A 22,120-nucleotide genomic window follows, 5' to 3' on the forward strand; every position below is an offset into this window, starting at 1 on the left:
TAAAATCACTATAAACAAAAAAGAAATTAGAGTTTTAGATAAAAAATTATAAAATGAAATTATGGAAAACAATTTAGTAGTTATATTTTATAATCAACTTAAAAAAGTTCATGACTGGGATAGCTTTGTGCATTTTTTTGAGATTCAATCATTCCCGATGCAAATTGTTATTGGATTAACTCTTTTTGGAATTGCCTATTTAGTTTTTTTATTTTTTTACGCTATGTTTGTTGATAAACATAATTAAAATCATCTATGTTAGATACTATCACAGAATATTACGAAGATTTTTTGAGTTGGCTGGAAGATGTTCAATATGAAATTGAGGATTTCTTTTCAATCGAAAACTCTGAAATTTTATCTGAATTATCAGATGCTTGCTCAACTGGTATAATAGGTTGTGTTGAACAATTAATTGATACACCAATAGAATATCTGCTGATGTTCGTATTTGCGATTTTAATTACCCTATTTATAATTCTCAGGATTTTTTATTACATATTTGGCGACGCTGAAATTTGGTAAAAAATACTTTATAATTCAATATGAAAACCCATTTTATGCAATTTTTTTATTGCAATATGATTAATCCTTTGACAAATCTTTCAAATTCAGTTAATTAGCCCCTCTAAACTTAAAATATATTATAAAATGTCTACCGTAATTAGATTACAAAGGGCTGGTGCTAAGAAAAAGCCTTATTACAGATTAGTTGTTGCTGATAAAAGAGCAGCAAGAGATGGAAAATTCATTGAAAAAGTTGGCAATTTCAACCCTATGGCTGAAAAAAATGATGCTAGCAGGTTAAGTCTTAAAAATGATAGAATTGAATATTGGCTTAATACAGGTGCTGAACCATCTGAGAAAGTTGCTATCCTTCTTAATAAAGCTGGGATAGGCAAAAAAACTACTCCAGTTTCTAAAGTTCTTAAGCGTAGAGATGTTTCTATTAAAGCAACTCAAGCTCGTTTAGCTGCTGAAGCTAAGAAAAAGGCTGAGGAAGAAGCTAAAGCAAAAGCTGAAGAAGAAGCAAAAAATGCTGAACAAGCTGCTTAATTTTGTCCTATATTGCAAAAAAAATTTATAAAGCCCCTTCCGGGGCTTTTTTATTTGTTCTAATATAGTTTAGAGTCATATTGAGCTTAGCGAGATATCTAGAAATTATTATATATTATCCAGATTTCTCGCTTTGCTCAAATAACAATTAAAAAAATTTTCAAAATATCAAAAATGAACCAAGAAAATGAAAAATATATAATCGCTGGAAAGGTTGCCTCCCCACATGGAATAAGGGGTGCGGTGAAAATATTTTCATATCTTGAAAAGCCTGAAAATTTCTCAAATTTCAAAAATTTTTATGATAAAAATGGCGGTAAAATTAGCCTAAAAATACTCTCTGTTCATAAAAATTTAGCAATCGCTGAAATCAATAACAGCAAAACTAGAGAAGAAGCTGAAAAACTCAAAAATTTTGAAATTTTTATCAAAAGAAAAGATTTGCCAAACTTAGATAAAAATTTTTATTATTACGAAGATCTAAAAAATTTATCTGTTAAAAGCTCTGTCAACGAAAATATTGGCGTAATTTCTGATGTTATAAATTTTGGATCTAATGATATTTTAGAAATAACCTATAATGATGGCAAAAAAGAACTTTTTGCCTTTACAAAAAAAACCTTCCCTGAGATTAATATTAAAGATAGATTTATAATTATTAACCCGCCAGAGGTTGATTTTGATAAATAAATTTATTTATGTTTTTATTTGTTTAATGATAATAAAAAAAACGAATTTTTATGAAAAAATTTTCAGTAATAGGTGCAGGTGCTTGGGGAACAGCCCTTGCAAATATGCTTGCAAAAAAGAATCGCAAAATTTCAATTTACGCTCGGGAAGCTGAGGTTGTTGCTTCAATTAATACGAGCAACGAAAATAAAATTTTCCTGCCAGATATAAAACTTGAAAAAAATGTTACCGCAACCAATAACCTAGCTGATATTTGCAATTCTGATTATATTTTGAATGTTACACCTTCGCAATTTTTTAGAAGCCAACTTTCTGAATTTTTGCAAATTTTTCAAAAAAATAACCCACAGAAAAAATTTCCGCATTTTATAATTTGTAGTAAAGGGATTGAAAATAATTCCCTAAAATTAATGAGTGATATTTTTGAAGAAATTACCTCATCAAAAAACTATTCAATTCTAAGTGGGCCTTCATTTGCAGAGGAAGTTGCAATCGGCGATTATTCAACTCTAAGCCTTGCTTGCTTTGATGAAAATTTGGCAAAAGAAATCCAAAAAGAAATTGAAATTCCAACCTTCAAAGTTAGGATTAATAAAGATGTAATCGGCACGCAATTATGTGGCTCACTTAAAAATGTAATTGCTATTGCTTGCGGTGTTGTTAAGGGCTTGGGCTGTGGTGAAAACACAAAAGCCTCAACAATTACACAAGGTGCGAAGGAGATTGCTCAGCTTGCTTTATATCTAGGCGGAAAAAGAAAAACAATGCTTGAACCCTGCGGAATTGGAGATTTAGTTCTTACTTGTAATAGTGAAAAATCTCGTAATTTTTCATTCGGCTTCGGTCTAGGTGCTGGTAAAACACCTAATGAACTTACTCAAAATAAGCCTCAAGTTGTTGAGGGTGTTGCAACTGCAAAATCGGTTTTTGATTTATGCAAAAAAATGAATATAAAATTAGAACTTTGCCAAATGATTTATCAAGTTGTGAATGGCAATGCTGAACCTAAAGAAATTTTGAGGTTGATTTAATGCTAAATAATTATTCAAAAAAAATTGCAATTTTAGGTGGTGGGCAATTAGGAATGATGCTCGCAAAAGATGCTAAAAAGCTAGGCTTTCAAACTATTTGCCTAACGCCGAAAACTAAAGAAAAACAACCTGCGGAATTTATCTGCGATAAAATTATTTTTGCAAATTATGATGATAATGAAGCCTTAAAAAAACTTGCTGAAGAAGCTGATTTTATTACTTATGAATTTGAAAATATTCCCTATAAGTCCATAGAGTTTCTTGAAAAAATTAAGCCAACTAATCCGCCTGCTCAAGCAATATTTACCGCACAAAATAGGCTTCGTGAAAGAAGTTTTTTTAGAGATAATAAGCTTCCAACTCATCGTTTTAGGCATTGTAAAAATCCGCAAGATATTTCAAATGCTTTTGATGAATTAAAAATTGAAAAAGCTATCTTAAAAACTTCTGATTATGGCTATGATGGCAAGGGGCAAGCTAGAGTTTCAAAGAATGATGATTTTACAAAAATCTGGCAAGAATTAAATTTCAATTCAATAATTTTAGAAGAATTTGTTGATTTTGATTTTGAAATTTCGGTTATTTTAGCTCGCAAAAATAATAATGAAATTGCAATTTTCCCGATAGGAAGAAACACTCACAGAGACGGGATTTTAAGAGTTTCAGAACTTCCAATAAATCTCTCAGAAAAAACAAAAAATCAAGCTGAACAAACTGCAATAAAAATTGCTGAATTGTTAAATTATGTTGGAGTTCTTGCAGTGGAATTTTTTGTTCTAAAAAATGGTGATATTTCAATCAATGAAATTGCACCCAGGGTTCATAATTCAGGGCATTGGACGCAAGATGGCTGTAATATCAGCCAATTTGAGCAACATATCAGGGCAATTTCTAGTCTACCTCTCATCTCTCCAAAACTCACTTGCACAAATATTAGAATGGAAAATATCATTGGTGAAGATATTTATAAAATTGCAGAATATAAAAAAAATTCTAATGCAAAAATCCATCTTTATGGCAAAAATGAAGTAAAAAAAGGCAGAAAACTCGGCCATGTTAATATTACTTCAAACTAAAAAAGAATAGATTTAAGCTCCCTAACATCCTAATGTCACCCCGCACTTGTTGCGGGGTTAATAGTTGAAAGCGTTTCTAAACCATGGTTTTGAGCGTGTTTTACAATTAACCCCGTTACAAGCACGGGGTGACAATACCAAGTTAGTAAAACTAAAAAATTGCACTATAAAATTCCTTGCCAAGAATTATCATTAACACCATATAGGCAGTTCCTAAAAGCCCAAAAATATATCCAATAATTATAGAGGCTCCCTCCCTTTCAACAATTCCAATAGATATTAAAATAATTGAAATCGCTGGAATTGTATTCGCAAAAGGTGCTGGAATTGGCAATGCCATAACTAAAACTACAAAAATCAGATATAAATAGTGAAATTTATTGAATGAAATTGTGCTTAAAATCAAATATCTTGGACGCAAAAAATTAGAAAATTTATGATGATATTTTATTGCTAAGTTTGTAATTTTTAGCAGAGAATTTTTATCAATTTTGTAAAATCTAACTTTTTTTGGAAGCCAAACAATCCTTTTTCCAATAATTAACTGCACCAGTAATAAAATCAAAATCAAACTAATTATTTGCGATAACCCCGGAAAAGCTGTAACAGGAAGCAACATTGGTAAAACAAAAAACGCCACTAATAGCTGAATAGCATTTCTACCTAAAATTTCATTAATCTCTAAAATGGAAATTTTTTCTTGATTAATCCCTTGTAAAATATAGAGTTTTTCTATTAGAGATTTACCTTCTGTTTGCTGCATTATGAAAAATAATTTTGATATTTCCTTACTTGAAATTTTAGCCTGCCCTTTAACTAAAGAAAAACTAGAATTTTCCGCTGAAAATAACGAGTTAATCTCAAAAAAAGCAGGTTTAGCCTTCCCAATAATTAACGATATACCAATTCTAATTATAGAAAAAGCAAGAAAATTATAGATTTTTCTTCAAAAATCCTTATAGTTTAATAACATAATTGAATATTTACAAAATATATGAATAAAATTTTTATTACTTTCATCATCTCTGTTTTCGCAATTTTAACCTCTTCTTGCGGTGAAGAGCCAGTTGTTGTTGAGCCGATGAAAAAAACGGATAGAGAGCTTTCTTGCAGTGATATTATGCTTGAAATTAACGATGCTGAATTTTACAAAAAGCAAGCTGAAGAAAAGAAATCACTGGGTGTAAAATCAATAGTTATGCCTCTTGGTTATATTGATACTTACATGAACGCCGATGAAGCTATTATTGCAGCCGATTCTCGCAGAGAGTATCTTTCAAGAGTTGCAGAAATAAAGGGCTGTGGCAATCCAAGCAACTATAATACGCAAAGAAATTCCAACAATTTACAAACTTTATCACAACCTGTTATTCAACAAAATCAAATGCCTTCCAATCAATCTCAAAACATAAATATGGAAGGCCTTTATCAGAATAACTCAAACTTCTAGTTATGACTGGGGATCCTAAAACTATTAGAATTCTTACACAAGTAGAAGAAAACGAAAGATATCTATCTGTTACGCCTACGAATTTTAATTTGTTAAAAGTTAAAAACCCCTTAGTTGCAGCTACAGAATTAGTTTCTTTACTAGAAGGTTTTAGAAATACCAAATATAAAGATGGTCCATTTTTTGCTATAGGATATGGTTTTAATTTGGGAGCACCAGATGCAAAAAAAATATACGATAAAATTCAAAAAAATTTTCCGAACGAACCAAGTTTTGAAAAAATTTCAAATGTTGATGACAAATCTATAATTAGTGAAAATTTTGCAAAGGCTCTCCTAAAGGAAACTATTGAAGTAAAGAAAAAACAATTAGATAATCTTATTAGCTTTTACGACCCCGACAAAAGAAGTAAAAAGCAAATATCATTTGCTAAAAGCTCTATTCCTGATGAAGTATATATTGGTTTAATAGCTGAGTTCTATCATAATAGCTCAAGAATTACAATTAGGAATGGAGAAAACCTAACATTTAGTGATGAGTTTCTAGATTTTATCAAGAATATTAACGATCCAAAGCAAAGGCAGAATTTTGCAGAGGGATACGCTAAGCATCTATCCGATAGAGAAGATGGATATAAACTTACTAATAGAGCACTTTCAATTGGAATGTTTTATTCAGGTAATGATAAATATAAATTTAGCGATGAAACTACAATAGCTTTTATTGAAAGAGCATTAATAGATGATCAAAATAAAAATAATCACATAATTATTACACATGCTTCAAAATCAATAGCAGATCGTTACAATCAAATTTTTATTGAATGGGGTTTTAGAAGCAATTACAATTTTAAGACTATGACTATAGAAAAGGGTGATGGCAAATACAAATTTTCATCAGTTAATTTTAAAGAAATATTGGAATCATTAGATAATACAAGTTCGAATTTGCCAAATTCGTATTGCTATGGAAAGCTTATGCAAAAAGAAAATGAGAGACTAATCTAAAAAAGTTTTTGCAAAAGTTATTGTAAAAACTCTATTAACGCCTGCTTTTTTTAGAATTTTTGAAGCCTCATTAAGCGTTGCACCAGTTGTTATTACATCATCAACTAGCAATATATTTTTGCCCTTTATTTTAGGAATATTTTTGTTTTTGATAGCAAAAACATTCTTCATATTTTTAAGTCTTTCTTGCCTAGAAAGTGAGGCTTGCGGAGCAACATTTTTTTCACGATACAAAATTTGATTATCACATTTTAATTGAAATATTTTAGAAATCTCTAACGCAAGAATAGCAGATTGATTATATTTTCGAGATAAAAGTTTTTTTCTAGAAATTGGAATTGAGGTTACAAAATCAATCTGATTATTTTTTACAAAAGCAGAAATTTTACCAGCCATTAATTGCGAAATTTTCTTGCTTGCAAAAGTTTTATCTGAATATTTGAAGCGAGAAATTATTTTTTTTGTAAAGTTATTATAGCTATAAACAAATCTGCCATAGTCAAATTCTGGCGGTTTTTCAATACATTCAGCACATAAGGCGTTTTCACCAAAATCAAATTGAAGTGGGTTTCCGCATTTACTACATTCAAAATTGCTTGAATTACAATATTCGCCAAAGCACTCAGAGCAAATAGAATTACATTCAGATAGAAATTTTTCTCCGCAAATACATCTTGGAGGTAAGATAAAATTAGTAAATTTTTGTAAAATTATATTCAACCTTTTCTTCTTAAATAAGCTGGAATATCAATAACATCTTCATCAATTTGACTTTTTTTAGATTGAACATTTGCCTCAGCCTTAGGCTCAATCTCCTCTGGCACTAAAGCGAATGGAGCTTGCCTATCATTTTGTTTCGGAGTTCTTGAAAATATTGAACTAAACAAACCTGAACTTGATTGCACAGGCTTTTGTTGGATATTACCCCTGTTTAGATTTTCCTGATTTCTTGTAAAAGATGAAGAATTGGAACTATTCTGAGGCTGAGAAAATTCAGGATTAATCGGTTCTTTTGAGATAAAAACATCATTATCTTCTCTAAAATCTTCAACTACTTCTTTTCTTTTAGGGCTTTCAAACGCACTATTAGAAACAATTTCAGGGCGAGTTTGCGATTTTGGTGCAAACGAAGAATTATTAAATTTTTGTTTTTGTGAATCACCATCAATGCCAGTTGCAACCACTGAAACTCTGATTTTACCTTCAAGATTATTATCAGAAGTAGAGCCAAAAATTATATTCGCATTTTCATCAACTTCTTCTCTAATGCGGTTTGCAGCTTCATCAACTTCAAATAAAGTTAGATCTGGCCCACCAGTAATATTGATTAAAACACCTCTTGCACCTTGCATTGAAACATTATCAAGCAACGGATTCGCAATCGCAGCTTCGGCCGCTTTTATCGCACGATTTTCGCCCTCGGCCTCGCCAGTTCCCATCATTGCTTTGCCCATTTCACTCATAACCGCACGCACATCTGAGAAATCAAGATTCACAAGCCCCGGCATAATCATCAAGTCTGTAATTCCTCTTACACCAGATTTCAGAACCGAATCAGCTAAGTTAAAAGCCTGTTTGAGCGTTGTATTTTTATCCGCAACCCTAAATAAATTTTGGTTTGGAATTACAATCATTGTATCAACATATTTTTGAAGCTCTTGCAGCCCAAGCTCTGCAACCCTCATTCTATGAGTGCCTTCAAAATGGAAAGGTTTTGTAACAACACCAACCGTTAAAATCCCCTGTTCTCTAGCAAGCCTTGCAATAACAGGTGCAGCACCAGTGCCAGTGCCACCGCCCATACCAGCGGTTACAAACACCATATTGCTACCTTGCATAAAATCTAAAATTTCTTCAATAGATTCTTCGGCTGCAGCCTTACCAACCTCAGGATATGAGCCAGCCCCAAGCCCTTGTGTAACATTTGTTCCAAGTTGAATTTTATCAACCGCTTTAGAGTTTTCAATTGCTTGTGCATCTGTGTTTGCAACAACAAACCTAACGCCTTCCACGCCTGAATCTATCATATTATTAACGGCATTTCCACCAGCACCACCAACACCGATAACCGTTATTGTTGGCTTAAGATTTATCTTTTCAGGAACTTGAAGATTGAGAACCATAAATGAGATTTTTTTAATTTTTTTAGGAAAAAGATTACTATTATTATTTATATTCTCGGTGTAATAAATTAGCAATATTAATTTGAAAAAATATTATGAATAAAGAAATACTCAAAAAATTTTCTGAATGGTTTAATGAAGCAGAACAAAATAACTTAATAAAAGACCATACAGAAATGTCGCTTGCAACCGCGGATAAACAAGGCAGGCCTTCAGTTAGAATAGTATTGCTAAAAAATTTTGATGAGAGAGGTTTTGTTTTTTATACAAATTATAATGGCAGAAAATCAAAACAAATTTCTGAAAATCCTTTTGCGTCTTTATGTTTTTATTGGCCAGCCCTAGATAAACAAATCCGAATTGAGGGAAGAGTTGAAAAAGTTTCCCCGCAAGAAAGTGATAAATATTTCTCATCTCGTGCAGAAGAAAGCCGAATTGGAGCCATTACCTCTAAGCAATCAGAGATTTTAGAAACACGAGAAAAATTTTTATCTGAACTTGATGAAAATAGGAAGAAATTTCTTGGTAAGGAAATCCCAAGACCGGAAAATTGGGGGGGCTGGAGGGTAATTCCAGATTATGTAGAATTCTGGCAGGCTGGTGAATTTAGAATCCATCATCGTGAAGTTTATCGTAAAATAAATAATGTTTGGAATTTGAATTTGCTTTATCCTTAGATATTTTGTCACCCCGCATTTATTGCGGGGCTAACCATAAAACAAGCTCAAAGTTTAGGCTCGCAGTCACATTCAGCCATTAACCCCGTGACAAGCACGGGGTGACACTTAGAGGTTAAGGCCATACCTAATAAAACTGCCAAAAATTAAATTTTATTTACTCTATTGTAATTATAAATTTTAATTCTATCTTAAATGTACAACCAAAAATTTAACTTATGAAAAAACTTTTAGTTCTAGCCCTAGTTTTAATTATCCCTACTTTTTCAAATGCAGAAGATAAAAAAGAAGAAAAACACGAATATAAAATCATCACCGCTGAGGAGTTAAAATCGGCATTAGAATCAGAGAATAAGCCACTCTTAATTGATTCAAGAAGTGCAAAATATCTCGGTGATGGCACAATTATCAAAGGTGCGGTTGTAAAAACCACTGATGAATTAACTAAAGAATTCCTTCAAGAAAACACTAAAGAAGGTCAAAATATTGTGTTCTATTGCAGTAATGTAAACTGCCCAGCAAGTAAGCATTCCGCTCATAAAGCGATTGAACTTGGTTTCAAAAATATTCAAAAATACCCTGGTGGTATTGATGAGTGGAAAGAGAAAAAATTTCCAACTGACAAAATTGAAATTGCAAAATCTAAGTAGTAATTTCTTAAATTCTAATTATATATGGGTGAGGTTTCTCACCCATTTTTATTTAAGATAGATGAAAAAAGATTTTATCATAGCAGTTCCGAAGGGCAGAATTTTAGAGGAATTTGATCCAATTCTTAAAAAATCTGGAATAATTCCGGAAAAAGATTTCTATTCTGAAAATTCTCGCAAGCTAGTTTTTAGCACTTCAAAACCTGAAATTAAACTTATTAAAGTTAGAAGTTTTGATGTTGCAACTTTTGTTTCTTTTGGTGTTGCACAGATTGGTATTTGTGGAAGTGATGTTTTATTAGAATTTGATTATGACAATATTTACAATCTATTTGATTTAGGAATTGGCAAATGCAGGCTTTCAATCGCAGCGCCGAAAAACAATGCGAAAACTAAAGATTTTTGGAATAATAGCCATATCAGGGTTGCAACTAAATATGTAAATTTTACCAAAAAATTCTTTGAAAAAAAGGGTATTCAAGCAGAGTGCATTAAACTAAACGGCTCTATTGAACTCGCCCCAATTCTTGGGCTTTGCGATAGAATTGTTGATTTAGTTAGCAGTGGTAAAACTCTGGAAGCAAATAATATGATTGAAGGTGAAAAACTTGCTGATATTTCAACAAAACTTATTGCAAATCGTCAAGCCTACACTAGCAATAAAAAAGAATTAACAAAAATAATTTCTAAATTTGAAAAATGCTAAAAAAATTAAGATATAAAATTGATGCCTCACTTAAGGATATTGAAAAATTATTTTCAACTGAAAGCCTTGCAAATGCTGAAATTTCAAATTCAGTTAGCGAAATAATTAATGATGTAAAAACAAACGGCAACAAGGCCTTGTTTAATTACACAAAAAAATTTGATAATTTTGAAATTAATGAAAATAATTTGAGGATATCTTCAGATGAAATAGAAAAATCTGCTAAAAATGTTGATAAAGAATTTCTAAAATCCGCTGAAATTGCCTATTCTAGAATTAAAAATTATCACGAAAGGCAATTACCTATTGATGAAAAATTTAAAGATAATGAAGGAAATCAACTAGGTTGGAAGTGGAATGCAGTTGATTCGGTTGCAATCTATGTGCCGGGGGGTAAAGCGTTATACCCATCTTCCGTTTTGATGAATGCTGTGCCAGCCCTTGTTGCAGGTGTAAAAAGAATTGTGATGCTTAACCCTACACCTAATGGAATTCTTAACCCATCTTTATTGGCGTGCGCTAAAATTTGTGGCATCTCTGAAATCTATAGAATTGGTGGGGCTCAGGCGATTTCAGCCGTTACTTACGGCACTGAAACCATTGAAAAAGTGGTGAAAATTGTTGGCCCTGGTAATTCTTATGTTGCGGAAGCGAAAAAGCAAGTTTTTGGCTCGGTTGGCATAGATTCAATCGCTGGCCCTTCTGAAATTTTAGTTATTGCCGATGCTTCTGCAAACGCTAAATATATCGCTGCGGATTTGCTCTCTCAAGCCGAACACGATGAACTCGCAAGAGCTATTTTGGTTACAAATTCAAATGAATTTGCAGAAAAAATTTCCAAAGAAATTGAAGTGATGATTGAAAAAATTTCTCGCACAGAAATTGCCTCTCAGAGCATAAAAAATAATGGCTATATAATCCTTGTTGAAGATATTGAAGATGCCGCTGAAATTGCAAATATTATCGCACCAGAACATTTGGAAATTATAACCGCTGACCCTGAAAAACTCTCAAGAAAAATTCATAATGCAGGTGCAATTTTCTTAGGTGAATATACTCCTGAAGCAATCGGAGATTACATTGCAGGCCCAAGCCATGTTTTACCAACCATGGCAACTGCAAAATTTTCCTCTGGTCTTGGCGTGCTTGATTTTATGAAAAGAACCTCAATGATTAAATGCACTAAGGAATCCTTTGATACAATCGCACCGCATGCAATGAATTTCGCAAAACAAGAAAAGCTTGATGCTCATGGTTTATCAGTGAAGTTGAGGATTAACTAACAGGGTTTTTATATTTATTGTAAGCCTGATTTGAATGCATTGCAGATTCTAATTTGTCTTGAATTTCATCTTTTTTATTTGCAATTTTTTCAATTATATTTTTTAGCTCATCTGACCAAATTTTGATAAGGTTCGTAAATTCAACAATTTCTTTTTCGTCAAGATTTTTAATTTCGTTGGTAAAATTTTCAATTAAAGCGTTAAGATTATCAAATTCAGGAGTATTTCCGCCGATTACAATTTCTGTAATGCGACCAATTTCATTATTAATTTTAGCAATTTGTAGTTCCAATTTTTCTTTGTTTAGCATAAAATTTTACAATTTACCTTGCTTATTATAAATATATTTTAAGATTTCAGCAACCGCAGAATAAGCCTCTAACGGAATAAAATCATCAATTTCTAATGCGGATAAAATTTCAACCAAACTTGCATCTTTTTTAATTTCAATACCCTTTTCTTCCGCGATTTTTATAATTTGCTTGGCAATTTCACCTTCACCCTTGGCAAGCACTTTTGGGGCTTCATCAACGCCCATTTCATAGCCGAGTGCTATCGCCTTCTGTTTTTTATCATCATTATTCATTTTATAAGTTAGTGTTCACTAAACATAGATTTTTATGAATTTTATTGCTTTCCTCTTGAGTGTCACCCCGCATTTATTGCGGGGTTAACCATAAAACAAGCTCAAAACTTAAAGCAAAAAACACTTTCAACCATTAACCCCGCAATAAATGCGGGGTGACAATTAGTGATTAAGTGGCTATAATCTATGTTTGGAGAATGCTTGCCTAGTATAATTATAGCTTAACCCTTGCAAAAACAAAACAAATAACTAATAAAAGAGGTAAATTTGAAATTTATTATAATGGCAAAAGAAGAATTAATTGAATTTGATGGCTTAGTTACTGAAGTTCTGCCGAATGCGATGTTTAGAGTTAAACTTGATAACGGCCACGAAATTATCGCTCACACATCTGGCAAGATGAGGAAAAACAGAATTAGAGTTCTGCTTGGTGATAAAATCACCGTGGAAATGACACCTTATGACCTCACAAAAGGTAGAATTATCCTGAGACATAAATAATTCGTTCATCGTTTATCGATTATCGTTAATAGTCAATGGTTGATTACGATAAACGATTAACCATCAACGATTAACGAAGAAGATGAAACTCATCTTAGCATCATCATCACCTAGAAGAAAGGAATTACTTGGCAATATTGGCTTTACGCCTGATGAAATTATCTCCCCTGATATTGATGAAACCCCTAGAAAAGCTGAAAAGCCGAACCTTTATGTCGCTAGAGTTGCTGAGGAAAAAGCCAAAGCAATTTATGAAAATCATAAAAATAAAAATGCTTTTATTCTCTCTTGTGATACTTCCGCTTGCGTCGGCACAAGAATTTTAGGCAAGCCTGAAAATGAGCTGGAAGCTAAGAAAATGCTTCAATTAATGCGTGGTAGAAGGCATAGGGTTTATTCTTGCGTTTGTGTAATTACGCCAGAAGGAAAAATTAGAAAAAAAGTCGTTCTCTCTTTTGTAAAATTCAAAAATTTTACTGACTCAGAAATTGATGAGTATCTAAAAACGAATCTATGGAAAGGCAGAAGTGGTGCATATAGTTTGCAGGAAGACCCCGGTGCATGGGTGATTTCCATCAATGGCTCATATTCAAATATAGTTGGCTTGCCTTTATATGAAACCAAAAATCTTTTGGTTGGAAATGGGTATAGTAAGGCAAAGGTAGATTTTAATAAATTTTTGTAGTTTTTTCTCTTTAGTGTCACCCCGCATTTATTGCGGGGTTAAGGAGCTTAATTTAATAGTTACAGCATTTTTCATTCCCGCGAAAGCGGGAATCCATAAAACAAGACTGGATACCAGCATCCGCGGGTATGAAGTGAAAGTGACTATTTTAGAAATAACCCCGCAATAAATGCGGGGTGACAATAGGAGGTTAAGGATTACATATCTATCCACACCTAACGATGCTGGAAATGGCTTTAGAAATAGTTAAATCTTAATATTCCTCAAAATTAAATCTACTCCTTCTTTTGAGTAAAAAGACCCGTTTATTTGAGTTTTTTGCATTACATAATTTTTGAATTTCAAGAATAATTCTTCATCAGGTTTTTCAGAGGTATGCCAAAATTCTGCAAGTGGTTTTTGCGAAGTTAAGCCTTCAAAATTATATAAAGCCCTGCCCATAATTTTTACAGGTTTTTTGTGATGCAAAGCTGAAATTGCCGCCGTAGAATTTATCGCAATTAAGCCCTGCATATCATCTAAAAACTTAGGCATATTGCCGCCATCAATATAAATTACTCTATCTTGCAAATTAAATTTTTTGGCATTTTCCTTAACAAATTTTTCAAGCCCAGCAACGCCATTTTCTTCAGGGTGAGATTTGAAAACAAGGTGAATATCTGAAGGCGAATTTTTTGCAAAATCTTCTAAAATTTTACTAATAAAGTCTCTCATATCAGCATAATCAGAATGAAATTGAATTTGGCTATCTGAGCAAAGTTGAAGTGCAACTAGAAAAAATTTCTTCCCAGATTTTGAAATTTTCTTTTGCAATTTACGAGCTTTATAATTTGTAATTTTGTAAGTTAGCAACTTCTTAAACCAGCCATTTGCTTCAATCTCAGGCAGGCTAGTGCGATGCGGAAGATAATTTTTGAATTCAGTTTTTTCAAAAAAAACTCTGAACACATAATAGATATAAGTTAGCAGAATTTTCTTCGCCAATGTTGGTTTTAGCTTTTGAAATTTGTGATTATTTTCCTCATAAATTTCAAGGTTTTGATAAAATTCTTTATTTCTAGGAATATCAGAGCAATCATTCACGCCGATATTTTCATAAGTAACCCAATATGGCCTAAAATAGCCTTCTTCAAAGATATGAAACTTAACATTTTTATCAGCAAAAAACTTTTTTGCTTCCAAATGATAAAACCTGCAATCGCCATAAAAAACTACATCAGTAAAATTATTTCTTAGCTGAAGAATTTTTAGAAAATTAAGAAATTCCGAGGGTTTTTCAGTAAATTTTATTGTATCAATTCCTGCTGATAAAAATAAATCCCCGCCATTAAAACAGATTTTAGTAACCTCAAAATTACTATTTTTTAGATGCAAATAAAGCTCCTTAAAAAAGTAACTCATCGGCCCTTGTAAAAGCAGAAATTTTCTTTTTTCATCTTTCATTAAAAAAATGTTTTTTAATAAATCTAAATAGCCCAAGTTTTTTGCTCTTGAGTTCCGCTTTAGATATTTCTTCAGGCTGGTTAATAAATTTTTTAACTAAATTTTCAACCTCACAAGGCAGTCTCGCTTCAATATCAAAATAAATTGGATATTCAATTAAACTCGCATAAACTAGATGTTCTATAGAGATTTTTCGTGTGCGATTTAGGAAAAATAATATATCTTCCGTAAGTCCCCAACCTGCATAAAAAGGTGAACCGAAAGTTCTAACTATTTTCCTTCTAAGCAAGCCTTCAAAGCCAACTAGCGAAGAAATGGTATAGATAACATCGCACCTATTTATTAAATTTGAGATATTCGCATTTTCAACCAGCAAATCTGCATATTGCTGAACATTTACTTTTGGAATATGCCCAACCCTATTACCCGCCACAACATCAGGGTGGGGTTTATAAATTATGTAGGAATTAGGCTCTTGTTTTCTCGCTTCTTCAAGAAGTTTTAGGTTAGTCTTCACCTGCCCTTTGCTTGATTTAACCGAGGCATCATCTTCAACTTGCCCAATAACTAGAATAATTTTCTTATTCTTTGGCAGATAATATTTTAATTCATTTGCTCTAAAATTATATTTCGTGATGTTGTTTTCAGTGATTAAATTTATTAAATCCCTCGCACGATTTTTCTTTTCTCTGGTAAGCCTTAAATTATTTATAATATTTTCTAAATCAGAGGGATTTTCAGAATTATAATAAATCCCCTTACTATCCAAAACGAGTGATGAGGCTGGAATTAAGTTAGAGCCTAAGCCTACCGATCTTATAAAGCCATCTTCCATTCTTTTCATTGGAAGGTTTTTTTGTAAGGCTTTCAAAGAAATATTTTCAATGTTTTTTGAACTCCAAACAACTATTTCACCATTATTTTTTTGAGCATTATTAACACATTTATTTTCATTTTCATAAAAATGAACCTCATTAAAAGGTGTTTTTAGAAAATCTGAAACGGATTTTTGTTTCCAATATGTAAAGCCATAACAATGATATGATTTTGCGTGAGAATTATACTTTTCCTTCAAATAATTTATCAACTCAAACACATATTCTGGTGTTGTAAGTTTTTTTTCATAAGGGTTGATATATCTTGGATATAACAAATAGCTTGCAGCAAATAATTCTTCTATTGATAGAGTTTTTCTTTCTTTCAATGGCTTGCGATTATCTTTTGTTAAGCCCCAACCACTATAAAAACTTCTGCCTATTGAGTAAACATTTGCCCCTGCAATTAATCCTTCAAAGCCAGTTGTTGAACAGACTGAAAACAAAGCTTCAATATGCTCTGTTAGAGAATAAATATTTATATCTTCCTCAATTACCTGAAAATTTTTATCTCTATAATATTTAGTTAAATAGCCTTTCTTTTTACCAGCAATAATTTCTGGGTGAGATTTTATTACTAAATTATGGCTTGGATAAATTTTCTTCGCAAAATTTACCATCTTTTCAAAATCTTCTGCGGTTGCACCTGAAAACTTGATAGAAGCATCATTAAAAGTTTGATCAATCAGCAGAATATTTTTATTTCCCTTAAAGCGAAAATCAGATTTTTCATAATCAACACCAGTATTATATTTTGTAATTCTATGTTGCTTGATATACTCAATATTAGACTTCGCCCTTTTGATTAATTCAGGCGTGAATTCAGTTTTTTCTATTATTGAATCTAAATCCGAGCGATTATAACAATCATAATAGATTGATTTTTTATCAACTATTATGGAAAGAGGTTGCCAATTTTTGCTACCTAAACCAACGGATCTCACAAAGCCATCTTCCAGAGCTATATAAGGTTTTTGGGCATATTTAGAAATTACCCTTGCTGGGATTGAGCTGTTTTTCTTACCCCAACCAAGAATGACATCAGGGTTTTTATCAAGAAAATTAATTTTTTCTATCTCTGGAAGAAAGGTTTTTAATAGCGTTTTCTTCTCAAATAGTCCTTTTGTATACACACCCCCTGAAGAAAATTTGCTATTTTCACTCAAATTTATCACTATTTGCTTACTTGATTGATTAAATTAGTTAAAATCTATGCTTTTCATAGGGTTTAATCAATATATTTATTGTGAGAGAGCTTATTATTACATCATCACTTTTATTTCTGTTTCTTACTGCCTGCACGGAAGATGAGGGCTATCAAGGACAATCAGCTTGGGTTGATTATCAGGAAGAAGTTGCAAAAAATAAACGCTCAAGTATCTCGAAAGCTGTGTTTTCAGATAAAATGACTAGCCAAAATTTAGGCTATAAAGAAATATTTAGAGAAGATTATATCTCAGCACTTGGTACAAAATGCACGAGAATTAGAAATATGATAAATAATAAAGTTGATGGTAGTGTTCTTTGCAAACTCAAAGATGGCAAGGAAATAGTTTATAATGATTTAACTTTGTAGGCACAAACTAATTTGCCTCTCCCACTGGGAGAGGCAAGATTTTCATGCGAATGAAATGAGCTTAGAAAATCTGGTGAGGGCGATACTGATGACAGACGAAAGATGTCTGAAGACTGGATTAATTTATCCTGTCTTCTGTGTTCAGATTTCAGTCTTCTGATAGCCCTCACCCCCACCCCTCTCCCAGAGGGAGAGGGGAGATTGAAGGTTTCCTCCCCTAAAGAGATGGGGGATTAAAAAAATAAGAAAAAATATTAATGAAAAAAATAATTAAAATATTAGCAGTTTTTTTGCTGATTAGCTTAGTTGCGGAAGTCAACGCAATTGCGAGTTTCAACTTTGAAAAAATTGATTTCGCAAGCGATGAAAACAAACTCAAGCCATTCGGAGAAAATCTTTTTACTGGTCAATTCGGTGCTGATAAAACTGGTGGACTAAACTCAAACTATCTAATCCAAGCTGGCGATGAAATTACTATCGCAATCTGGGGGCTTTTTGAATTTAAGGAAACTTTGAAAGTTGATAATCAAGGCAATATTTTTATTCCGCAAATTGGTCCCGTGAAGGTTTCTGGCGTCGCGAATTCTCAACTTAATAATAAAGTTAAAAGCGAAGTTAGAAAAATTTATCCTAGCGAAGTTGAAATTTATACAACTCTAAACGGCACAAAACCGCTTTCTGTATTCGTTACTGGCGGAATAAACCGCCCAGGTAGATATGCTGGAATGGCGAAAGATACAATACTCAATTTTATTGATCAAGCACAAGGTATTAACTTTGAAACTGGAAGTTTTAGAACAATAAAAATCCTTAGAGATAAAAAATTAGTTGAAAGTTTTGATATCTATCAATTCCTTATTAACGGCCAAATCCCAAATATTCAGCTAAAAGATAATGATGTTATTTTGATTGATAAAAAAGGTGCGACCATTTCCGCTGATGGTGAAGTTGGCAATAAAAATATCTTTGAATTCAAATCAACGCCAATTTTTGGCAATGAAATTATCAATTTCTCAAAACCAACTAACAAGGCTACAAATGTTTCTGTAAGCGGCTTTAGAGCTGGCAAGCCATTTGCAAAATATCTGACCCTTGAAGAATTCAAGAAATTTCAACTTCAAAATGGAGATGCGGTTTTATTTAATACAGCAACTATCGCAGATAAAATAAAAGTATTTGTTGAAGGCGAACATCTGGGCCCTGATGTTGTTGTTGCACCTAATGATTCCACTATAATGGAAGTTTTAAGCCAAGTTAAAATTAATCCTGAGCTTGCGAATTATAAATCAGTTCGCTTGGAAAGGTTAGAGGTTGCCTCTCGCCAAAAATCTTCACTTGAAAACTCGCTAAAACGCTTAGAGGAAGCCGTTTTGGTGAATTATACTACTGATAAGCAAGAAGCTCAAATTAAACAACAAGAGCTTACAATGGTGCAGAATTTTATTAAAAATGCAAAGCAAATCCGCCCCAAAGGAACGGTTGTAATTGCTAAAGATGGTAAAATTGAAGATATAAAAGTTAGAGATGGTGATAGAATTATAATCCCTTCAAAATCAAATATAGTAATGGTTACAGGCGAAGTTAATGTTCCAAGTGCCGTAGTTTTTAATGCTGATTATGATATTGACGATTATATTGATAGAGCTGGCGGTTATAGCTTAAGAGCCAAAAAAGATAATATAATTATTGTTAAACAAAATGGGGATACCCTAACCGCAGATTCCAGCAGAATTGAGGCTGGTGATGAAATTATAATTCTACCAGAAATAAAAATGGATAATCTCACCCTCGCAAAAACCGTGATGGAACTTATTTATAGAACCGTTCTTTCAGTTGCAGTTCCAATAAATTTGTTGGATAATTAGATATTTCATTTATAAAATCCTTAGCAATTTACCTTTTTTAATATGAAAATAGTTTTTGTTGGCACTGGCTATGTTGGGCTTGTTTCAGGCACATGCCTTGCTGAAATTGGCAATTTGGTTACTTGCGTTGATAATGATTTGGAAAAAATAAACGCTCTAAAAAACTCAAAAATCCATATATATGAAGAGGGGCTTGAGGCTCTAGTTACCAAAAATGTGAACGAAGGAAGGCTTAACTTTTCTTCTTCCGTCTCTAACGAAATTTCTGATGCAGATATTATATTTATTGCAGTTGGCACGCCTTCCGCTGAAGATGGCAAAGCTGATTTGAAATATGTTTTTTCAGTTGCTGACGTAATCGCAAATAATGCAAAAAACGGCGTTATTATCGTTACAAAATCCACCGTTCCAGTTGGCACTGGTGATAAATTAAAGAAATTTATACAAAATAAAAATCCCAATTTAGAATTTTATATCGCTTCAAACCCAGAGTTTTTAAGGGAAGGAAGTGCCGTTTATGATTTTATGAACCCTGATAGAATTTTAATTGGCGTTGATGAAAATGATAATAACACCTTACAAAAAATCTCAAAACTCTATGAAGGGCTTACCAATAAAGGCTTTCCAATTATTCAAACAGATATAAGAAGTGCAGAACTCGCAAAATATGCGGCCAATGCCTATCTTGCTATGCGTGTTGGTTTCATCAATGAAATTGCTGATTTGTGTGAAGCAAGCAATGCAGATATTTCCCAAGTTTCCAAAGCGATTGGAATGGATAAAAGAATTGGAAGTCATTTTCTAAAAGCGGGGCCTGCTTTTGGTGGCTCTTGCTTTCCAAAGGATACTCGTGCGATTTCTGCAATAGCAAAAGAACATAATTCAGAGCTAAAAATAATTGATGCGGTTATTACCTCAAATGAAAACCGCAAAATTAGTATGGCGGAAAAAATTATCAAGGCTTGTAATGGCGATGTGAGGAGCGTAAATATTGCAATTCTCGGCACAAGTTTCAAAGCAAATACAGATGATATTAGGGAATCTGCTGCTCTAAAAATCATTGAAATTCTAGCTCGCAAAGGTGCAAATTTATATATTTTTGATCCAAAAGCCCTTGAAAATACAAAAAAATATTTCGCAGAAATTTTTGAGAAAGAAAATAAAACCGCTTTGGATTATAATATTTTTTACTCTGATTTTGTAGCTGATGCCCTGCTTAAAAGCCAGCTTGCGTGTGTAATTACTGAGTGGAATCAATTTAAGAATATAAATTTTTCCCTCTATAAAAATCTCGAAACTATAGTTGATTTAAGAGGAATAATTGAACCGCAAAATTGCCAAGATAAAAAATATATTACAATCGGAAAAAATTAATTCTTTTTTTCAGAAAATTTCAAAAACCTACTTACATAATCATATTTTTTGTGATATAAATAATTTGTGAAAAAATATAAATTTTCTCTTTACATAGTTAGTTTTTTGTATAAAAGGCTCTTTCCTCATTAGGATTGATAAACTTTGTTATGGTATATGAATCTATTAAACGATTGATTTGGTTAGTTTTCTGATAGATTCATCAACGATAACTTTGAGCTTAAGTTAAGCTCGGTTTATTAACCCCTAACTAGCGAGGGCGGGATAGATGAAAAACTTCATATCTGTCTCTAATATTGTTGACAACAACCCAACAGATGAACCAATCCACATCTTCAGGGAAAACTCACTTAAATCGGCTTGTAATTTCTTTACGCAGAATTTTGCGGGCAGGGTTTTATATGCGGTTAAAACTAACCCATCTCAAGAAATCATAAGCAGAATTTATAATTTCGGCATAACTAACTTTGATGTTGCTTCTCTTGCAGAAATTAAGCTCGTGAAAGAAATAGCTCCTGAAGCTAAATTATTTTTCATGCACACCGTTAAATCAAGAAGTGCAATTAGGCAGGCTTATTATAATTATGGCGTTCGTGATTTTTCAGTTGATTCCCACGAAGAGTTAGAAAAAATTATTGATGAAACAGACAACGCCCAAGATGTTGGGATTTTCGTTCGTTTATCAATTCCTAACAGCTATTCAGAATATAATCTTGCTGATAAATTCGGCGTTGATATGAAAGATGCACCAAGCCTTATCAAAAAAGCTAGAAATTTTGCTAAAAAACTTGGAATTTGCTTCCATGTTGGCTCTCAATGTATGCACCCAGATGCTTATAGAATTGCAATTAGAATGGCAAAAAATCTAGTGGTAAAATCCGGTGTAACTATTGAAGCACTTGATGTTGGTGGGGGCTTCCCATCGGTTTATCCTGGTATGATTCCTCCGGCAATGTCGCAGTTTTTCAAAGCAATTTATGATGAATTCAAAAAATTCAAAAACCATCGTAGCATTGAATTGATGTGTGAACCGGGTCGTGCGATTGTTGCTGAATCTGGCTCTGTGCTTGTTCGTGTTGATTTACGCAAAAATAATTTCCTTTATATAAATGATGGCACTTACGGCTCTTTGTTTGATGCCGGCACGCCGCAATTTATTTTCCCAACTAAATTATATAAAAAATCTGGCGGTAATGGCTCAGAAAATCTGATTCCTTTTAGCTTTTTTGGCCCAACTTGTGATACTCTTGATTTTATGAAAGGGCCTTTCTTCCTGCCGGAAGATACTGAGGAGGGGGATTATATTGAAATCGGGCAACTCGGCGCTTATGGCAGAACAATGGCAACTAATTTCAATGGCTTCAAACCATTTGATGAAACTATTTTAGTTGATGAAGCACCGCTAATGACAATGTATGATGATTTCGGCTCTGATGCTGAACCTCACGAATCAATCGCAGCATAAA

The 22,120-nt window shown here is 32.6% G+C and carries 26 protein-coding genes; 19 read left to right on the top strand and 7 right to left on the bottom strand.

Annotation, left to right across the window (positions count from 1 at the left end):
• The first annotated feature begins 61 nt into the window (after nt 1–61).
• The 6 genes from SFT90_08450 (at nt 62) to SFT90_08475 (ending at nt 3,853) form a co-directional block, all read left to right on the top strand.
• The gene (locus SFT90_08450; protein MDX1950504.1) at nt 62–247 is read left to right on the top strand and encodes a hypothetical protein; all 186 of its coding nucleotides are present in this window, start codon (nt 62–64) and stop codon (nt 245–247) included.
• Between the two features lie 8 nt (nt 248–255).
• Nucleotides 256–525, top strand: a complete 270-nt coding sequence (locus SFT90_08455; protein MDX1950505.1) for a hypothetical protein — start codon at nt 256–258, stop codon at nt 523–525.
• 126 nt (nt 526–651) lie between these two features.
• Nucleotides 652–1,056 (top strand): 30S ribosomal protein S16, encoded by a 405-nt coding sequence (gene rpsP / locus SFT90_08460; protein MDX1950506.1) that lies wholly within the window; start codon nt 652–654, stop codon nt 1,054–1,056.
• Nucleotides 1,057–1,230: 174 nt separating this feature from the next.
• A complete protein-coding gene (rimM, locus tag SFT90_08465) occupies nt 1,231–1,746 on the top strand; it encodes a ribosome maturation factor RimM (protein MDX1950507.1) in 516 nt (171 codons plus the stop codon).
• Between the two features lie 50 nt (nt 1,747–1,796).
• Complete coding sequence (locus SFT90_08470) at nt 1,797–2,777, top strand: NAD(P)H-dependent glycerol-3-phosphate dehydrogenase (GenBank protein ID MDX1950508.1); 981 nt, start codon at nt 1,797–1,799, stop codon at nt 2,775–2,777.
• Nucleotides 2,777–3,853 (top strand): 5-(carboxyamino)imidazole ribonucleotide synthase, encoded by a 1,077-nt coding sequence (locus SFT90_08475; GenBank protein MDX1950509.1) that lies wholly within the window; start codon nt 2,777–2,779, stop codon nt 3,851–3,853. Before SFT90_08470 ends, SFT90_08475 begins: the two co-directional genes overlap by 1 nt.
• A 151-nt stretch (nt 3,854–4,004) precedes the next feature.
• Here SFT90_08475 and SFT90_08480 read toward each other — a convergent pair whose 3' ends face one another.
• Nucleotides 4,005–4,616, bottom strand: coding sequence for an exopolysaccharide biosynthesis protein (locus tag SFT90_08480; protein MDX1950510.1), 612 nt, complete (start codon nt 4,614–4,616; stop codon nt 4,005–4,007).
• 1 nt (nt 4,617) lies between these two features.
• Here SFT90_08480 and SFT90_08485 point away from each other — a divergent pair, with 1 nt between their 5' ends.
• The 3 genes from SFT90_08485 to SFT90_08495 are packed head-to-tail and all read left to right on the top strand — an operon-like array spanning nt 4,618 to nt 6,310.
• Nucleotides 4,618–4,791, top strand: a complete 174-nt coding sequence (locus tag SFT90_08485) for a Trm112 family protein (protein MDX1950511.1) — start codon at nt 4,618–4,620, stop codon at nt 4,789–4,791.
• A 56-nt stretch (nt 4,792–4,847) separates the two neighbouring features.
• Nucleotides 4,848–5,303 carry a hypothetical protein gene (locus SFT90_08490; GenBank protein MDX1950512.1) on the top strand — a complete coding sequence of 152 codons (456 nt, stop codon included), beginning with the start codon at nt 4,848–4,850 and terminating at the stop codon, nt 5,301–5,303.
• 2 nt (nt 5,304–5,305) lie between these two features.
• Complete coding sequence (locus SFT90_08495) at nt 5,306–6,310, top strand: hypothetical protein (GenBank protein MDX1950513.1); 1,005 nt, start codon at nt 5,306–5,308, stop codon at nt 6,308–6,310.
• Here SFT90_08495 and SFT90_08500 read toward each other — a convergent pair.
• Nucleotides 6,302–7,030 carry a ComF family protein gene (locus SFT90_08500; GenBank protein ID MDX1950514.1) on the bottom strand — a complete coding sequence of 243 codons (729 nt, stop codon included), beginning with the start codon at nt 7,028–7,030 and terminating at the stop codon, nt 6,302–6,304. The two genes, SFT90_08495 and SFT90_08500, sit on opposite strands and share 9 nt — an antisense overlap.
• Complete coding sequence (gene ftsZ, locus SFT90_08505; protein MDX1950515.1) at nt 7,027–8,433, bottom strand: cell division protein FtsZ; 1,407 nt, start codon at nt 8,431–8,433, stop codon at nt 7,027–7,029. Before ftsZ ends, SFT90_08500 begins: the two co-directional genes overlap by 4 nt.
• Nucleotides 8,434–8,528: 95 nt before the next feature.
• Here ftsZ and pdxH point away from each other — a divergent pair, with 95 nt between their 5' ends.
• From pdxH to hisD, 4 genes are all read left to right on the top strand, one after another.
• Nucleotides 8,529–9,110, top strand: a complete 582-nt coding sequence (gene pdxH / locus SFT90_08510; GenBank protein ID MDX1950516.1) for a pyridoxamine 5'-phosphate oxidase — start codon at nt 8,529–8,531, stop codon at nt 9,108–9,110.
• Between the two features lie 218 nt (nt 9,111–9,328).
• The gene (locus tag SFT90_08515) at nt 9,329–9,760 is read left to right on the top strand and encodes a rhodanese-like domain-containing protein (GenBank protein MDX1950517.1); all 432 of its coding nucleotides are present in this window, start codon (nt 9,329–9,331) and stop codon (nt 9,758–9,760) included.
• A gap of 61 nt (nt 9,761–9,821) precedes the next feature.
• Nucleotides 9,822–10,466 carry an ATP phosphoribosyltransferase gene (hisG, locus tag SFT90_08520; protein MDX1950518.1) on the top strand — a complete coding sequence of 215 codons (645 nt, stop codon included), beginning with the start codon at nt 9,822–9,824 and terminating at the stop codon, nt 10,464–10,466.
• On the top strand, nt 10,460–11,749 hold the full coding sequence (hisD, locus tag SFT90_08525) for a histidinol dehydrogenase (protein ID MDX1950519.1): 1,290 nt from the start codon (nt 10,460–10,462) through the stop codon (nt 11,747–11,749). The genes hisG and hisD overlap by 7 nt, the downstream gene beginning before the upstream one ends.
• On the opposite strand, the gene SFT90_08530 is transcribed toward hisD, so the two are convergent.
• Nucleotides 11,742–12,059, bottom strand: coding sequence for a hypothetical protein (locus tag SFT90_08530; GenBank protein ID MDX1950520.1), 318 nt, complete (start codon nt 12,057–12,059; stop codon nt 11,742–11,744). The genes hisD and SFT90_08530 overlap by 8 nt on opposite strands.
• A 6-nt stretch (nt 12,060–12,065) precedes the next feature.
• Nucleotides 12,066–12,335: an EscU/YscU/HrcU family type III secretion system export apparatus switch protein gene (locus tag SFT90_08535; GenBank protein ID MDX1950521.1), complete on the bottom strand. Its 270-nt coding sequence runs from the start codon at nt 12,333–12,335 to the stop codon at nt 12,066–12,068.
• Nucleotides 12,336–12,617: 282 nt separating this feature from the next.
• Between SFT90_08535 and infA the strand changes: the two genes are divergently transcribed.
• Both infA and SFT90_08545 read left to right on the top strand, forming a co-directional pair.
• On the top strand, nt 12,618–12,836 hold the full coding sequence (gene infA, locus SFT90_08540; GenBank protein ID MDX1950522.1) for a translation initiation factor IF-1: 219 nt from the start codon (nt 12,618–12,620) through the stop codon (nt 12,834–12,836).
• Between the two features lie 82 nt (nt 12,837–12,918).
• Nucleotides 12,919–13,521, top strand: coding sequence for a nucleoside triphosphate pyrophosphatase (locus tag SFT90_08545; protein ID MDX1950523.1), 603 nt, complete (start codon nt 12,919–12,921; stop codon nt 13,519–13,521).
• A gap of 246 nt (nt 13,522–13,767) precedes the next feature.
• On the opposite strand, the gene SFT90_08550 is transcribed toward SFT90_08545, so the two are convergent.
• Both SFT90_08550 and SFT90_08555 read right to left on the bottom strand, forming a co-directional pair.
• Nucleotides 13,768–14,964, bottom strand: a complete 1,197-nt coding sequence (locus SFT90_08550) for a capsular biosynthesis protein (protein MDX1950524.1) — start codon at nt 14,962–14,964, stop codon at nt 13,768–13,770.
• Nucleotides 14,954–16,972 carry a hypothetical protein gene (locus tag SFT90_08555; GenBank protein MDX1950525.1) on the bottom strand — a complete coding sequence of 673 codons (2,019 nt, stop codon included), beginning with the start codon at nt 16,970–16,972 and terminating at the stop codon, nt 14,954–14,956. Before SFT90_08555 ends, SFT90_08550 begins: the two co-directional genes overlap by 11 nt.
• Before the next feature lie 113 nt (nt 16,973–17,085).
• Here SFT90_08555 and SFT90_08560 point away from each other — a divergent pair, with 113 nt between their 5' ends.
• The 4 genes from SFT90_08560 to SFT90_08575 all read left to right on the top strand — a co-directional run bounded on the left by SFT90_08560 (nt 17,086) and on the right by SFT90_08575 (nt 22,119).
• The gene (locus SFT90_08560; protein MDX1950526.1) at nt 17,086–17,415 is read left to right on the top strand and encodes a hypothetical protein; all 330 of its coding nucleotides are present in this window, start codon (nt 17,086–17,088) and stop codon (nt 17,413–17,415) included.
• Between the two features lie 257 nt (nt 17,416–17,672).
• Nucleotides 17,673–19,280 (top strand): polysaccharide biosynthesis/export family protein, encoded by a 1,608-nt coding sequence (locus tag SFT90_08565; GenBank protein ID MDX1950527.1) that lies wholly within the window; start codon nt 17,673–17,675, stop codon nt 19,278–19,280.
• Nucleotides 19,281–19,322: 42 nt separating this feature from the next.
• Complete coding sequence (locus SFT90_08570; GenBank protein ID MDX1950528.1) at nt 19,323–20,654, top strand: UDP-glucose/GDP-mannose dehydrogenase family protein; 1,332 nt, start codon at nt 19,323–19,325, stop codon at nt 20,652–20,654.
• Between the two features lie 268 nt (nt 20,655–20,922).
• Nucleotides 20,923–22,119, top strand: coding sequence for a type III PLP-dependent enzyme (locus SFT90_08575; GenBank protein ID MDX1950529.1), 1,197 nt, complete (start codon nt 20,923–20,925; stop codon nt 22,117–22,119).
• Nucleotide 22,120: the final 1 nt, after the last annotated feature.

The sequence above is a fragment of the Rickettsiales bacterium genome (assembly GCA_033762595.1).
Taxonomy (GTDB): domain Bacteria; phylum Pseudomonadota; class Alphaproteobacteria; order Rickettsiales; family UBA8987; genus JANPLD01.